Annotated in this window: 12 protein-coding genes and 1 pseudogene; 7 read left to right on the top strand and 6 right to left on the bottom strand. The window is 56.3% G+C overall.

What is annotated here, in order from left to right; all coding sequences use genetic code 11:
* Positions 1-248 precede the first annotated feature (248 nt).
* Together ACGHU1_RS08125 and ACGHU1_RS08120 are read right to left on the bottom strand one after the other, a co-directional pair.
* Positions 249-404: pseudogene (locus ACGHU1_RS08125) on the bottom strand (L-serine ammonia-lyase, iron-sulfur-dependent, subunit alpha); the annotation flags it as partial.
* The gene (locus ACGHU1_RS08120) at positions 400-531 is read right to left on the bottom strand and encodes a serine dehydratase beta chain (protein WP_390585519.1); all 132 of its coding nucleotides are present in this window, start codon (positions 529-531) and stop codon (positions 400-402) included. The pseudogene ACGHU1_RS08125 and the gene ACGHU1_RS08120, both read right to left, overlap by 5 nt.
* A gap of 151 nt (positions 532-682) precedes the next feature.
* Between ACGHU1_RS08120 and hisD the strand changes: the two genes are divergently transcribed.
* Both hisD and ACGHU1_RS08110 read left to right on the top strand, forming a co-directional pair.
* Positions 683-2,008, top strand: coding sequence for a histidinol dehydrogenase (hisD, locus tag ACGHU1_RS08115; protein WP_390585516.1), 1,326 nt, complete (start codon positions 683-685; stop codon positions 2,006-2,008).
* A gap of 13 nt (positions 2,009-2,021) precedes the next feature.
* The gene (locus ACGHU1_RS08110) at positions 2,022-3,068 is read left to right on the top strand and encodes an ester cyclase (protein ID WP_390585513.1); all 1,047 of its coding nucleotides are present in this window, start codon (positions 2,022-2,024) and stop codon (positions 3,066-3,068) included.
* Positions 3,069-3,081: 13 nt separating this feature from the next.
* On the opposite strand, the gene ACGHU1_RS08105 is transcribed toward ACGHU1_RS08110, so the two are convergent.
* On the bottom strand, positions 3,082-4,119 hold the full coding sequence (locus ACGHU1_RS08105; RefSeq protein ID WP_390585511.1) for a LacI family DNA-binding transcriptional regulator: 1,038 nt from the start codon (positions 4,117-4,119) through the stop codon (positions 3,082-3,084).
* A 323-nt stretch (positions 4,120-4,442) separates the two neighbouring features.
* On the opposite strand from ACGHU1_RS08105, the gene ACGHU1_RS08100 reads away from it, so the two are divergent.
* On the top strand, positions 4,443-6,908 hold the full coding sequence (locus tag ACGHU1_RS08100) for a TonB-dependent receptor (RefSeq protein ID WP_390585509.1): 2,466 nt from the start codon (positions 4,443-4,445) through the stop codon (positions 6,906-6,908).
* 91 nt (positions 6,909-6,999) lie between these two features.
* Here ACGHU1_RS08100 and ACGHU1_RS08095 read toward each other — a convergent pair whose 3' ends face one another.
* The gene (locus ACGHU1_RS08095) at positions 7,000-8,028 is read right to left on the bottom strand and encodes a hypothetical protein (RefSeq protein WP_390585507.1); all 1,029 of its coding nucleotides are present in this window, start codon (positions 8,026-8,028) and stop codon (positions 7,000-7,002) included.
* 149 nt (positions 8,029-8,177) lie between these two features.
* On the opposite strand from ACGHU1_RS08095, the gene ACGHU1_RS08090 reads away from it, so the two are divergent.
* The 4 genes from ACGHU1_RS08090 to ACGHU1_RS08075 are packed head-to-tail and all read left to right on the top strand — an operon-like array spanning position 8,178 to position 11,825.
* Positions 8,178-9,134 (top strand): cupin domain-containing protein, encoded by a 957-nt coding sequence (locus ACGHU1_RS08090; RefSeq protein WP_390585505.1) that lies wholly within the window; start codon positions 8,178-8,180, stop codon positions 9,132-9,134.
* Positions 9,134-9,859, top strand: coding sequence for an SDR family NAD(P)-dependent oxidoreductase (locus tag ACGHU1_RS08085; protein WP_390585502.1), 726 nt, complete (start codon positions 9,134-9,136; stop codon positions 9,857-9,859). The genes ACGHU1_RS08090 and ACGHU1_RS08085 overlap by 1 nt, the downstream gene beginning before the upstream one ends.
* Positions 9,856-10,923, top strand: a complete 1,068-nt coding sequence (locus ACGHU1_RS08080) for an ester cyclase (RefSeq protein ID WP_390585499.1) — start codon at positions 9,856-9,858, stop codon at positions 10,921-10,923. The genes ACGHU1_RS08085 and ACGHU1_RS08080 overlap by 4 nt, the downstream gene beginning before the upstream one ends.
* 5 nt (positions 10,924-10,928) lie before the next feature.
* Complete coding sequence (locus ACGHU1_RS08075) at positions 10,929-11,825, top strand: amidohydrolase family protein (protein WP_390585497.1); 897 nt, start codon at positions 10,929-10,931, stop codon at positions 11,823-11,825.
* Here ACGHU1_RS08075 and ACGHU1_RS08070 read toward each other — a convergent pair.
* Both ACGHU1_RS08070 and ACGHU1_RS08065 read right to left on the bottom strand, forming a co-directional pair.
* Positions 11,822-12,574, bottom strand: a complete 753-nt coding sequence (locus tag ACGHU1_RS08070; protein ID WP_390585494.1) for an HpcH/HpaI aldolase/citrate lyase family protein — start codon at positions 12,572-12,574, stop codon at positions 11,822-11,824. The two genes, ACGHU1_RS08075 and ACGHU1_RS08070, sit on opposite strands and share 4 nt — an antisense overlap.
* On the bottom strand, positions 12,571-13,713 hold the full coding sequence (locus ACGHU1_RS08065) for a cobalamin-independent methionine synthase II family protein (RefSeq protein WP_390585492.1): 1,143 nt from the start codon (positions 13,711-13,713) through the stop codon (positions 12,571-12,573). Before ACGHU1_RS08065 ends, ACGHU1_RS08070 begins: the two co-directional genes overlap by 4 nt.
* Between the last annotated feature and the right edge of the window lie 18 nt (positions 13,714-13,731).

The raw sequence follows: 13,731 nt of genomic DNA, 5'->3' as shown, positions 1-13,731 counted from the left end.
TTACGCCTATACTGTGTTGAAGAACTCAGCCGGATGTTTTTGTCAGCAATAATAGAATCATAATGCGCCACGCAACGCGGCATTGATTCAAAAAGTGAGGCTCATCCAATTCATTATTGCTCAAAAACTGACCGCTAAATCGTCAAGCCCGACTTTTTCAACGCAGTAGACCCAAGATTAGTCAGTGATCCGAGCTTGCTTCATCACAGCAGAATGGAGCAATTGCGCTGCCGACAATCTGAAAGAGATCAGCATTCAACCACATTGACGGCCAATCCGCCAAGGCTGGTTTCCTTGTATTTGGACGACATATCGAGGCCGGTTTGGCGCATTTTCTCGATCACTTGGTCGAGTGACACATGCGGCTTTTCACTGCGGTGCAGAGCGAGCCTCGCAGCGTTAGCTGACCTTGTGCAAGGTGCCACGCGTTTCGAGCGATTTGGCAAAGCGATAGGCGATGCGCATTGGCCCGACCGTGTGCGAGCTTGATGGACCAATGCCGATCCGAAATACGTCAAGAACCGATAGCATGTGTCATCCCTACTCTGTGTGTGTTGTCTTTAGCGTCACCACGCTACAAAGTTTTTGCATTCGAATGCAAGGTTGCGCTACAGCGCGGGTGAAAAGGCTGTGCTGCGCGCGACAAGGCGGGCACTTGGCTGAGTACTAAAGGAGAGACTGGATGGCGGTTTGGCTCAAGGAAGCGGTGAGTGTCGAGGTGCGCGCAGAGGCCGCGCGGCAGGTGCGCGACACGGTCGAGGGCATTCTTGCAGATATTGAAAAACGCGGCGATGAGGCTGTGCGCGAGCTGTCGATCAAGTTCGATAACTGGGACCGGGAGGATTACCGCCTCACCGATGGCGAGATCAATCAGTGCATCGACGCGCTCGATAAGCAGGCCATTCACGACATCGAATTCGCGCAGGCGCAGGTCCGCAACTTCGCGCAAGAACAACGCAAGTCGATGACCGACATTGAGGTCGAGACTTATCCCGGCGTTATCCTTGGTCACAAGAATATCCCCGTGAATGCGGCTGGGTGCTATGTGCCGGGCGGTAAGTATCCGCTTCTTGCCTCAGCGCATATGTCGGTCATCACCGCTAAGATTGCAGGCGTGCCGCGTATCGCAACTTGCGCGCCTCCGTTCGAAGGCAAAGCGGCGCCCGCAATTGTGGCGGCTCAGGCTATGGCCGGGGCAGACGAAATTTATGCGCTTGGCGGCGTGCAAGCGGTGGGCGCGATGGCGATTGGCACACAATCGATTGCGCCTGTCGATATGCTGGTTGGGCCAGGCAATGCCTTTGTGGCCGAAGCCAAGCGCCAGCTATTCGGCCGGGTTGGTATTGATCTTTTCGCAGGTCCCACCGAAACCATGGTGATCGCTGACGAGACGGTAGATGGCGAGATTTGCGCGACAGATTTATTGGGCCAAGCTGAGCACGGGCCAGACAGCCCGGCGATTCTGATCACAAACTCAGAAAAGCTTGCTCGTGAGACGATGGCTGAGGTTGAGCGCTTGCTCGAGATCCTCCCCACCCGTGAGATCGCGCGCAAGGCTTGGGACAGCTTTGGCGAGGTGATCGTGTGTGAGGATCATGCTGAGATGCTCAAAGTCGCCAATGACTATGCCAATGAGCATGTGCAGGTGATGACGAGCGATGATCAGTACTTCCTCGATAATATGACCGACTACGGCGCGCTCTTTATCGGGCCGCGCACCAATGTCGCTTACGGTGACAAGGTGATTGGAACGAACCACACGCTGCCGACCAAGAAAGCGGGCCGTTACACGGGTGGTCTTTGGGTGGGTAAGTTCCTGAAGACGCACACCTACCAGAAGGTGCTGACTGATGAGGCGACCACGGTGATGGGCGAATATTGCAGCCGTCTGTGCGCACTTGAAGGCTTTGCAGGGCACGGCGAGCAAGCCAATGTGCGTGTTCGCCGCTATGGTGGACGCAATGTGCCCTATGCAGGGGCAGCGACACCCAGAAATCCTGTTGAATAGGGTTCAAATACGAGTGACACCGCAAGAGCTCAAATTTGCATTTGAACCCTTCGCTAAAGCGATGGCGACAGCAACGCCTGAAAGTGCTCGGGCAGCTCTGGGGGCGATGTTCGCGAGTGATGCAGTGGCGAAGCTGTGTCATCCGTTTGGCACGCTGACCGGGCCAGAGGCGGTGTTTGAGGCCCTCTACAAACCACTGCTTGAGGCGGTGCCAGACCTCGAGCGGCGCGATATGATCCGGCTGGCTGGCACCACGCCCGAAGGCCAGCATTGGGTGGGTTGCATGGGCAATTATATGGGCACCATGCTGGGGCCTTGGCTTGGCATTCGTCCGACGGGGCACCTTGTCCATTTGCGCTACCACGAGTTCTATAGGCTCGAAGGCGACAAAGTTGTTGAGGTCCAAGCGATCTGGGATATCCCTGAGGTCATGATGCAAGCGGGCGTGTGGCCTATGGCGCCGCAATACGGCGCGTTTCTATGCACGCCTGCGCCCATGAGCGGGGACGGATTGACGGCCTCTGGCGACAGTTCAGCCGCCCAAGCTCACGTCATCGCCATGCTCGAAGACCTGTGTGCTCACCCGGTTGACCCGGACCCTGCGCGCATGAAGCTGGAGAAGTACTGGCACCCGCGTTTCAATTGGTATGGCCCCTGCGGCATCGGCACGGCGCGCGGCATTTCGGGCTTTCGCAATTGGCATCAGATTCCCTTCTTGAAAGCGATGCCAGACCGCAAGCTCGATGCCATGGGCGATCTTATGTCGCATTGGTTTGGCGAAGGCGACTATGCATGTGAGACCGGCTGGCCCAATATGCGCCTATCGCTAACGCACGATGGCTGGATGGGGATCGCACCTGCGGGCACAGAGGTGCTGCTGCGGAGCCTTGATTTCTGGCGCATGGAAGACGGGCTTATCCGTGAAAACTGGGTGCTGGTGGATCTATTGGATCTCTACGAGCAGATCGGTATCGATGTGCTTGCAAGGCTTGAGCATATGAATGGCGCGCGCAATCTTGGGCCGATTGAGGTGCCAGCAGGGATGGATCCCGTCCGTTAATGGGCGCAGAAGGTTAGCCCTCGATAATCCGAGCAGAGCTGCCCCTTACGAAAATCCCGGAGAACACCCGCTTTTCATTCGCGAGTTCAGGCGTCTCCACCCGCTCAAGAATCATGTCGACCGCAGCCTTCGTCATGCGCCGCACGGGTTGGCGTATCGTTGTGAGCCCAAAGCTTGCCCAACTCGACGGGCCCACTCCGTCAAAGCCCACCACCGAAATCTGATCAGGCACTTCAAGGTCGAATTCATTTCGCAGCGTATCAATCGCCCCAATCGCCGATACGTCATTGGCGCAAATCACCGCATCCGGCGTCGCGACCTTTGAATCCATCATGTGCCGGATGGCATCGCGGGCGCCCTCGTAAGAGAAATCGCCATCTAACTCGATCAGATCGGTGATCCCTGCCTTGGAAAGTGTCGCGCGTGCGCTTTCCTCGCGCTCTGCACCCACGACCGAATCCCTTGGCCCCTTAAGCAAAGCAAAGGAGCGGTGCCCCGCACGGATCAGCCCTTCGACCATGAATTCGGTTCCTGCCGCCTGATCGCAGCACACGGCGCTCGCCGCATGGCTTCCGGCCTGACGGTTGTAGAACAGCAAGGGAATGTCGCGCCCTGCGAACTCTGCAATCTGGTCCTTGGTAAGCTTTGCGGCGCACACGACCCCGTCGACCTTATACTGCCAGATCTGCGACAGAGCGCGGTCCGCCTCGCTCTCGCTTTCCAGCGCGAACAGCAACACGCGGATACCTTGTTCGGAAAACTGGCGGCTCAATTGCGCCAAGACTTCTGGGTAATACAAATTTGTGAGGTTTGAGATGATCACGCCAACCGAATTGGAACGCGAAGTAATGAGGCTGCGCGCCAGAGCATTGGGTTCATAACCCAGTTCTTTGGCCGCCTGTTCAACCTTGGCGCGCATCTTTTTTGAAACCGACGCGCCCGGCTTGTAGCAGCGCGAGACTGCCGATTGCGACACGCCTGCAAGCGCCGCCACATCATAGGACGTGACCGCTTTTTTCCGGTCCGAAGATGCCATGGTATCAGTTGCCATAGTCGAACCCTACACACGAGAAGCGCAAGGTGTCGAGGGCCAGCATATCTTCGTGTCAGCACACCTTTTGTCTTCGCACCCAATTTTTCAGGCCGCGACGTGTGAAATTTTATTTCGTAATTTCAATGCGAAGCACGTGTTTCCATCGAAATTTCAGTTAGAAAGATTGCAATTTTGCCACATTCCCTTCAGATTTATGCATTCGAAGTCAATAATGTCTTGAATTGCATCTAAGTGGTTCGTAGCGAGACTAAGTAGACGCAGATTTGGAGTGTGGGGGTCTGAATGGGTCGGGGCCATCCGCTGTGTAAAAGGAGAGAGTAATGCGGAAAACTGCCACGAAATTGATGGTAAGCGCCTCTATCGGCGCGATTGCCATGACCGGTCACTCAGCAGCCTTCGCGCAAGAAAGCGAAGCGGCTGAAGAAGACGGCAACATTATCATTGTGACTGCGAACAAGCGTGAGCAGAACCTCCAGGACGTCAGCTCTTCGATCCAGGCCTTCGATGCCGAAGCGCTCGACCAGGCCGGTATCACGGATGTTTCCCGTCTCGAGCTGGTCACCTCCGGTGTGAACTTCTCTTTCACAGGTAACGACGCCAAGTTTAATGTGCGTGGCGCAAACTCGTCCAACACTTTTGGTGACAACAGTTCCATTGTCGGCGCATTTGTCGACGGAGTCTATAAGGCACGCGCCTCGCAACAAACCCGCGCTTTCTTCGATGTTGAGCGAGTTGAGTTCTTGAAGGGTCCACAAGGCACCCTCTATGGTCGTAACACATTTGCGGGCGCGCTTAACCTGACAACAAACAAGCCCGAGCTTGGCGATTTCGGCGCAGGTGTTGAAGTGGGCTATGAGCGGTTCGACACGTTCCGCGGTGAAGGCTACATCAATGTTCCGCTGGGCGACAATTTGGCCATTCGCGGGGCTGGCTATATCACCAAAAGTGACGGCTACATCGAAAACCTCGCTGGTCCAGACATCGGCCAGCAGGACGACAAGGGTTTCCGCGTAAGCCTTCTTTGGGAGGCAAGCGACAACTTCGACCTTATCGCTCGAGTGCAGCACAGCGAAGAAGACGGCCGCGAGGCTGGCTTGTTCGGTTACACGTTCCTGTGCCGCGGCGTGACGCCTTCGGGTCACACCGATGCGTTCGGTTCGCAGCAGGACTGTCAGAACCCAAACCGCGGATCGGGCGGCGTGAACGCGCCGTTTGCAGCCAATAGCGGTCAGCCCAACACAGGCCCCTACATCATCGAGCAGGATTACGTGCCCGACGTGGACCTGAAAGAGACCGTCCTCAGCCTTGAGATGAACCTCGATCTGGGCGCGGTTTCGGTCAAGTCGATCACTTCTTACACCGATTTCCAAAACCTGTTCGGCTTCGACTTCGATTTCAGCGCGCAGCCGCATGCGATCGGCGGCTTTGACGAGACGCTTGAAGGCTTCTCGCAAGAACTGAACTTCAACACGGATTTCGACGGTCCGTTCAACCTGACGGCTGGCGCGTATTACTCGGTTGAAGACACGTTCTTCAGCTTCTCGATCTACAACCAGACGCCGCGCGCCGCACGCGCTGGGGCTGTGCCGGTGCTCAACAATGCGAGCCAGCCGGTGCTTGACGGGAATGGTGACCCGCTGCTCTTGCCGGTGCTGACTTCGACGCCGCTGACGACGCTTGACCGCAGCTTTAACGGCTTCTTCGCGGACAGCGCCTTCATCGAGACCGAGACGATTGGTCTGTTCGCTCAGGGCACGCTCGAAGTTTCCGAATCGCTGCGTATTGTCGGTGGTCTGCGCTATTCGTCGGAAGAGAAGACTCTCGAAGGCGGCGGCAGCAACTTCACTGCGAATGGTCCAGTGACAGTGATCCCGGAATTCGGAGCGGGCGCCGCTCCGATCATCTTGCCTGACAGCCGCGATGTCTTCGCGATCAACCGCAACGCCGCAGGTGCTGCGACTGGCAATGAGACCTTCGACAATGTCGATTATCGTGCAACGATCGAGTATGATATCAACCCTGATGTTCTGCTCTATGCGACCACCGCTACGGGCTTCCTGTCGGGCGTAATTAACAATAACGGCACAACGACGGATCAGCAGGAATCGGTGGTTTACGAAGTGGGCCTGAAGAGCGTGCTTGCGGATGGCACACTGACCTTCAACCTGGCTGGTTACTACACCGAGTATTCGAACCTTCTGGCGCAATTCCAGGTGATCGATCCCAACACAGGCATCGGTGTGACCTTCAGCGAAAACAGCGGTACGATTGATGTGTACGGTGTCGATCTGGAAGCGATTTGGTCGCCCACGCCGGATTTCACACTTACCGCCATCGCGGCCTACGTCAGCTCGGAGTATGGCGATTTTGGTCAGACTTCGCCGTATCAGTTGAACAACGGTACGCAGGATCTGTTTGTTGACCTTTCGGGTGAAACAACGACCTTTTCGCCAGAATTCACACTTACGCTGGCGGCGTCCTACGTGATTGATCTGGGCGAGTTTGGCACGCTCACTCCGATTGGCCAGTTCTATTACAGCGACGGCTTCAACACCTCGAACCTCTTCGCGATTGATCCGGCGGCGCAGCAGGACAGCTTCACCAAGAGCGATCTACGGCTGGTGTGGGACAGTGAGGACGGCGACTATTCGGTCGAGGCCTTCGTCGAGAACATCGAAGACGAGGCCGTGCTCAGCCGTTCAAACAACAATGGCGGCGACGATTTGCTGCAGTCGTCCTTCCTCTTCCCGCGCAATTATGGGGTTCGCTTCCGCGCGAACTTCTGATGCGAAGCAATAAAGGCTTTTGGCCACTATCGGGAAAGGGGGAGCGTCCGTGCTCCCCTTTTTCGTTTCTGGATTTGGCTGATGTGTCAGGCTAGCTCGCTTGTTGTTTAGCGATGGCGTCTGCGATCAGGTCAACGCCAAAATCCATAAAGTAGTGCGGTAGGTCGATAATGACCCAGTTCTCCGCCAATCTGTCGCCATCGCGGCGATACACGTCGACAACGCGCATTTCGCCGCGTTGCTCACTTTCGGGAAGGCCAAGATAGCCCCCACGCGGGGAGTTGGTTAGGTTTGGCCAGCCAAAGAAGGCCGCAAAATCGCCATCTGCAAAGCGCGCAACGTGCCCGTGATACTGCTTGTTTTTCAGTCCTTGGCGGAACGGGTACTGATGCTGGGCTTGATAAAGCTCAATCGTCTTCATCGCGCCAATGCCAGCCGGACCATACCAGCCCATATCCTCGCGCCAGCAGCGAGCAAGGTACTCAGGAGTGCAGGTGTCATTCCCGCTTTTGTTGAGGAGATCGAGATCCTCAATCATTCGGTTCAAAAGCGCCATGGTCTTCGCACCCTGTTCGACACCTCTCTGCCCGCTTGCGCGAAGGCCCTTGAGAGGGACGGGGAAGATATGGCGCGCGCCCAATTGATTGGGGAACGGATCGAGACCCAGCTGTTGGAGCACGTCCGCCAGATCGATGAAGAATGCAGTCTGAGTGATCCGCCCATCCATCACTTCGTGGAATTCTGAATACCGGATTTGCACGAGGCGATGCGTCGGTTTGAGGCCGAGCCAATCGCTTACAAAAGCTCCGGTGAGGATGCCCAGCGAACAGGTCCACACACCCGGCGCTCCATCGGCATTATTCTCGCCCGCGATCTTCACAAATTCGCGGCGCTCAAGTCCTGCAAAGGCCCGGCGCATTGGCCCGATCACATTGGTTGACAGCGCCTCAAGACTGGATTGCTCATAAAACGGACGCGATCCGCGCCAGCTGTAAGCCTCTGCGGTTAAACCCCCGAGACTTTCGGCCAGTTTTTCGATCGGCTCGCCAAGCCACAAGGCCTCAAAGTTGGCGCTCAATTTCTTGGCGGTTTCGATATCGGTAATGGTCGAGGGGTTCATCAAGTTCCAGGCCCTTTTGGACTGCGTTTGGCTAAGAGGCGTTACAGGCGCGTGGTCGCATGTAAGCCCTTCTGACCGCGAGCTCAAACGCATATTGACTTCGAATGCAAAACTATCTTTAGTGGTCTCACGAGTTGGGAGACAAAGCAATGGAGCAGGGCGAAAAATCTGCTGCGGTTCGAGTGGTGCGATACGATGAATTGAGGCCGTGCTTTGACGCCTTCATCGACACTCGCACGCCCGGCTCTGATCAGAAAGAAAACTTCACAATCATCGGGCCCGGTGTATCGGAAAACCCGAGCCAACATGTCCATATCGCTGAGCCCCATGGCTTCAATATCGGCGGTGCGCGCCAGCCGCCAGGATGTGTGAATTCTCAGCACAGCCATGAGACCGCTGAGTTCTTTTACGTTCACACAGGCAAATGGTCCTTCGATCTTGGAGAGACCGGAGAGGACGCCTCGATTGTGCTTGGTCCCGGTGACGCGATTTCGATCCCAACACAGGTTTTCCGAGGGTTTGAAAACATCGGCGAGGACACAGGGTTCCTTTTTGCGGTCCTTGGAGGCGATGATCCGGGCCAGGTCCTTTGGGCACCCCATGTCTTTGATATGGCCAGCGAGTATGGGCTTGTCCTCCTCGAAAACGGCATGCTTATTGATACCGCTGCTGGTGAAACGCTCAGCGAGGATATGAAACCTATGCCAGCCACGTCGAGCGAGCAGGTTGATGCACTGCAACGCTTTGATGATGCAGCGCTGCGCAAGTGCTGCGCGCTTGGCGAGGACAAAGTTCCTTCGCAAAAGGTCGATGGCGCGGTTCGGCGCAAGATTGTGCACCGCGAAGGACAATTGAGCTGGCCGCATGAGTTCGAGGTGGAAGAAGTGCGCTTGGAGGCCGGAGCAGAGTTAAACCTTGGGCGAGAGGCTCACAATCAAGTGGTTTTTGTCCAGGCTGGCACCATCCAGCTGACCCCTGATCATGAACTGGGTACAGGCGACACGGCGAGCATAGCGCCGGGTATTGAACGCGCTCTCACAAACTCAGGCGAAACCTCAGCGATTGCAGTCTTAGTGACTGGCACAACCCTGCCAGCAACGCACTAATGGGTACCTCGCTTTTAGGAAAAGCCGCGCTCGTCACAGGCGCGAGTAAAGGGATTGGCCGCGCAATTGCGCTTGGCCTTGCAGCACAGGGCGCGCATGTGATCGCAGTGGCGCGTGCCTCTGACGACCTCGCTACCCTTGATGATGAGCTTGGCGCGCGCGGCGAAACTTGGGCAGAAGATGCGAGCGGTGATGGGTTTTTGGAGCGGATCGCGACCCTCTCAAAACTCGATATCCTAGTCAACAATCTTGGCACAAATCGTCCAAAACCGCTGGTTGAAGTGAGCGATGATGACCTTGATGTGATGCTCGATCTGAACCTGCGCTCGCTCTATCGGATCACTCGCGCCAGCGTGCCACTGATGTATGAAGGCGCTGCAATTGTGAACATCAGTTCGCAGATGGGGCACGTCGGATCACCCGGCCGCACGGTCTATTGCATGACCAAACACGGGGTCGAGGGACTGACTAAAGCGCTTGCCGTGGAGCTTGCCCCACAAGGAATCCGGGTCAATTCCGTCGCTCCCACTTTTATCGAGACACCTATGACGAAGCCTATGCTCGCGGACCCAAAGTTTGCCGAATTTGTCAAAAATTCCATCCCCTTGGGCAAAGTGGGTTGCGTTGAAGATGTGGCTGAGGCGGTGATCTATCTCAGCTCGTCTGCCTCCAAAATGGTAACCGGGCACAGCCTGCTTGTTGATGGAGGGTGGACCGCGCAATGAGCACTTTGCCCATCACCGAAGTCGCCACGACAAGCGAGAATGATCTCCTCAATCCAGTGCCCGGCAGACGCATGGAGCTGCCAGGATTTGACGAAGAATTTGTCGACTTTCCCGATTTTATCGTGCGCATAACCGACCGGATCTGGCACGAGCGCCGGGTGGAACTTTGCCGAGAATACTACACCGAAGATTGCGCCATTCATACGATGGCGGGCGATATTATCGGCGCAGACACCGTTGTCGCAAACACCCTCGCAACGCTTGAGAGTTTTCCTGACCGGCACCTCAATCCCGACAACGTGATCTGGTCCGATGATGGGGACGGCAAGTTTTATTCTTCGCACCTAATCAACAGCCCGATGACCAATTTGGGCGAAACCGAGTTTGGCCCTGCGACGGGTAAGCGTATCAAAGTTATTACGATTGCCGATTGCGCCTGCCGTGACAATCGCATCTATGAAGAGTGGCTTGCGAGAGACTATGCCGCGATGGCGATGCAATTGGGGCATGACCCGCAAGCCATGGCCGAGGCGCAGGCGGCGAAGGACAAGGTGGATGGATTTTCGCTGATCGAGCATCATGCCGCCGATTGCGCCGACGTGATGGCACGGCCCCTGCCTCTTGCCAAAGCACCTACGGATGCAGCGTCTGACCCGGGAGCGCTTGCGACCTATGTGCTGGGCAGATTGTGGACACCCAATGGTGGCGGGGCTTGGCTTGATGCCTATGATTTCCGGGTGAAGACTACATGGCCTTCGCTGCGTTCGCTTTATGGCGAGAGCGAAATGGCGGATGCTGCAAGCGAGGTCTTTGGTTGCTTTTCTGACTTGAATTTCCGCGTGGATCACTTGGCGCGTGTGCCCTATCTTAGCGATGCCGGAAGCGATATTGCGGTGCGCTGGACCATGGCCGCAGTGCACTCGAAAGAAGGTATTTATGGAGCGCCAACGGGCAATCGCGCGCTAATCATCGGCGTGACCCATTGGCGGATCATCTCAGGCCGGATTGCCGAGGAAGTGACCATTTGGGACGATATTGCTCTGCGCCGCCAATTGGCGAGCTGAGCGGCATGTATATCCCGTCGCAGATAACCGATGCGCACCACCATTTGTGGGACTTGTCCTATTGCCATTACCCATGGCTGATGGAACGCGGAGTGAAGCGTTTCTTCGGTGATCCAGCCCCCATTCAGCGCGACTATCTGGTCGAAGATTTGCGCGCGGACTTTGCCGATCTGCCGGTTACAAAATCGGTGCATGTACAAGTGGGTGTCGCTCTCGAAGACAGCCTTAAAGAAACGCGCTGGCTTCAAACAAGCGCCGATAAAGGCGGCCTCCCTAACGCGATAGTGGCGTTTGCGGATTTGTGCGCGGATGACCTTGGGGCAGTGCTCGACCAGCACAGCGAATGCACAGCATTTAGAGGCGTCCGCCAAATCGTTGGCCGCAGCGCGGAGGAAGACGCCAAGTCCGGCACAAACACTCTACTTTCCAATCCTAAATTTGCCGAAGGGCTAAGGGAGCTTGCCAATCGTGGTCTAAGCTTCGATTTGCAGCTTACGCCGCCTCTGATGGAAGGCGCGGCACAGGTGTTGAGCCAGATTGACGGGCTTAAGGTGGCTCTTTGCCACGCTGGCAGTCCAAGCGATCTTTCGCCATCTGGCACAAAACAGTGGCTTTCTGGACTGGCAAAACTCGCTGAAATCCCAGGTCTGATGTGCAAGCTCTCAGGCTTCGGAATGTTCGATCATGATTGGAGCCGGCCTTATGCGCAAATGCTGATTGAGCCGGCGATCGAGTTGTTTGGCCCGCTTCGTATCGCGTTTGGATCAAACTTTCCGGTCGACAAGCTGTACAAGCCCTACTCCGAGACCATGGGCACATATCTTGAAATCGTTCAGGGCTTCACCCCTGCCGAAATCGATGCCATGTTTGCTGGCAATGCGGATCGCTTCTACCTCATCTAGAAGTGCGCACGGACCTTGCTGGTGAGCGAATTTGCGCCTTCGAGCATCATCGAATGATCTGAGCCTAAAAGGAACAGCGTCGCGCCAAGTTTCCTCCACCTAGGGATCTCATCAAGGTTGGAGGTGAACATGCCTACACGGCGCCCTGCCCCAACGGCCGACCGGCAAATATGCTCTACTGCCTCAATCACGGCGGCGTCATTCGGGTTGTTGAGGCCCAGCGAGACGGTCAAATCCGCACGCCCGATAAAGAAGCAGTCAATCCCTTCCACGGCCAAGATCGCATCGAGATTGTCGAGTGCCTCTTTGTCCTCAAGCTGAGCGATAACCGTGCGGCCCGCATTGCTCGTCTCAATATGTTCAGCCATGCCGCGCGCCATATAGCCTGCCGCGCGTGAGGACCCGGCGAACCCGCGCCCACGCCCATAAGTGGATTGGTTCACAAGGAACTCGGCATCCTCAGCGCTCGCAATGTGCGGCGCCAAAATCGCTTCGGCTCCGCAATCAAGTGCGTTCAAGATGTACTCGGACCGAAGCGCTGGAATACGCACGATAGAGGGCTTCTGCGCTCCCTCGAGTGCGTGGATGCAAACATCAATATCGCGGCGGTCGAACGGTGCGTGCTCAGCATCAATGCACACTGCATCGCAGTCAGTCCGACCCAAAACCTCACACACCATCGGTGAAGGCGTCTTGAGAAAGGTGCCGATCAGCGGCTCCCCCGCACAGAGGCGGTCCTTAAAGCTCATGCCCACAGCTTCTTGCTTGCGATTTCAGCACCCTCTGCCATCGCTCCAAGCTTAGCATAGACGATGTCCTCGTCCACTGCGCCAAACCCTGCGAAGGTAGAAAAGCCGCAGTCAGAACCTGCAATCACACGCTCTCGGCCAACGATATTGGTGAAGCGCTCAATGCGCTGCGCGACCAGTTCAGGATGCTCGATAAAATTACTGGTGCTGTCTATGACGCCGGGGATGAGGGTTAAGTCTTCAGGCAAATCCGCGGCTTCAAAAGCGGTCGACTCATGCGCATGCCGAGGGTTCGAGTTTTCGAACAAAAGCCCCCCAATATTGGCACGCAATGCAATCGGCAGAACCACATCCATCGGTGCATCGTGGTGGTGCGGGCCTTCGTAATTGCCCCAGCACACATGCATACGCACCCGGTCCTTTGGCACATTGCGAAGCGCGTGATTGAGCGCATCCACATGGCCATTGGCAAGCGCGATATACTCTTCATCCGGGCGCCCCTTGAACATCATATGACGGCCAAGCCCCAAGTCGGGGCTGTCAAGTTGCAAAAGGTAGCCCGCCTTAACAATCGCCTCATACTCCGGGCGCATCCCTTCAGCCAGCGCCTCAAGATAATCGTCCTGATGCTCGTAATACTCATTGGGCTGGAACAACGCGATGACGCCGGGGGAAGCTGCGTTCATGAAGCCATGGAGGTCCGGGGACCCTTCCAATGCGGCAGAGAAGTTCGCAAGGTCGTCGGCCAAAGGCTGCATCGATTTGACCGCGATTGGACCCACGCAGCACGGACGCTTATACGTGGGCGTACCGCCAGACGAAGCCTGACGCTCCAGAAACCCTGGAAACTCTTCGAGGTCAGAGGGAGGGCGGCGCGGGCTGTCGCCGTCAAAACCAGTGATCCGATCCTTGATGTAAGTCGCGTACGATATCTTGCTCATTTCGCCGTCGGAAACAACGGTTACGCCGGCGGTTTTCTGGCGCGCGACCACATCAGCGACCGCCGATTTCAAGGTTGCACTAAACTCAGCTGCATCAAGCTCTTCCCCTGCCTCATGTGCGAAAACCAGATCCGTCACCGCCTTGGAGCGGGGCAGGCTTCCGACATGGGTCGTATGGATGAAATCGGTGTTGCGCATGTATGTGTCTTTCTTCGG

The sequence above is a fragment of the Erythrobacter sp. MTPC3 genome (assembly GCF_042854385.1).
GTDB lineage: Bacteria > Pseudomonadota > Alphaproteobacteria > Sphingomonadales > Sphingomonadaceae > Erythrobacter.
The sequence above is the reverse complement of the archived record's forward strand: the minus strand, read 5'-3'. Positions and strand labels throughout refer to the sequence as shown.

Excerpts from the sequence above, each read along its gene's own strand:
- ACGHU1_RS08075 (WP_390585497.1), top strand. The coding sequence starts at position 10,929 with ATGTATATCCCGTCGCAGATAACCGATGCGCACCACCATTTGTGGGAC.
- ACGHU1_RS08120 (WP_390585519.1), bottom strand. The coding sequence starts at position 531 with ATGCTATCGGTTCTTGACGTATTTCGGATCGGCATTGGTCCATCAAGC.
- ACGHU1_RS08095 (WP_390585507.1), bottom strand. The coding sequence starts at position 8,028 with ATGAACCCCTCGACCATTACCGATATCGAAACCGCCAAGAAATTGAGC.
- ACGHU1_RS08105 (WP_390585511.1), bottom strand. The coding sequence starts at position 4,119 with ATGGCAACTGATACCATGGCATCTTCGGACCGGAAAAAAGCGGTCACG.
- ACGHU1_RS08100 (WP_390585509.1), top strand. The coding sequence starts at position 4,443 with ATGCGGAAAACTGCCACGAAATTGATGGTAAGCGCCTCTATCGGCGCG.
- ACGHU1_RS08090 (WP_390585505.1), top strand. The coding sequence starts at position 8,178 with ATGGAGCAGGGCGAAAAATCTGCTGCGGTTCGAGTGGTGCGATACGAT.
- ACGHU1_RS08070 (WP_390585494.1), bottom strand. The coding sequence starts at position 12,574 with ATGAGCTTTAAGGACCGCCTCTGTGCGGGGGAGCCGCTGATCGGCACC.
- ACGHU1_RS08080 (WP_390585499.1), top strand. The coding sequence starts at position 9,856 with ATGAGCACTTTGCCCATCACCGAAGTCGCCACGACAAGCGAGAATGAT.
- ACGHU1_RS08065 (WP_390585492.1), bottom strand. The coding sequence starts at position 13,713 with ATGCGCAACACCGATTTCATCCATACGACCCATGTCGGAAGCCTGCCC.
- hisD (WP_390585516.1), top strand. The coding sequence starts at position 683 with ATGGCGGTTTGGCTCAAGGAAGCGGTGAGTGTCGAGGTGCGCGCAGAG.
- ACGHU1_RS08085 (WP_390585502.1), top strand. The coding sequence starts at position 9,134 with ATGGGTACCTCGCTTTTAGGAAAAGCCGCGCTCGTCACAGGCGCGAGT.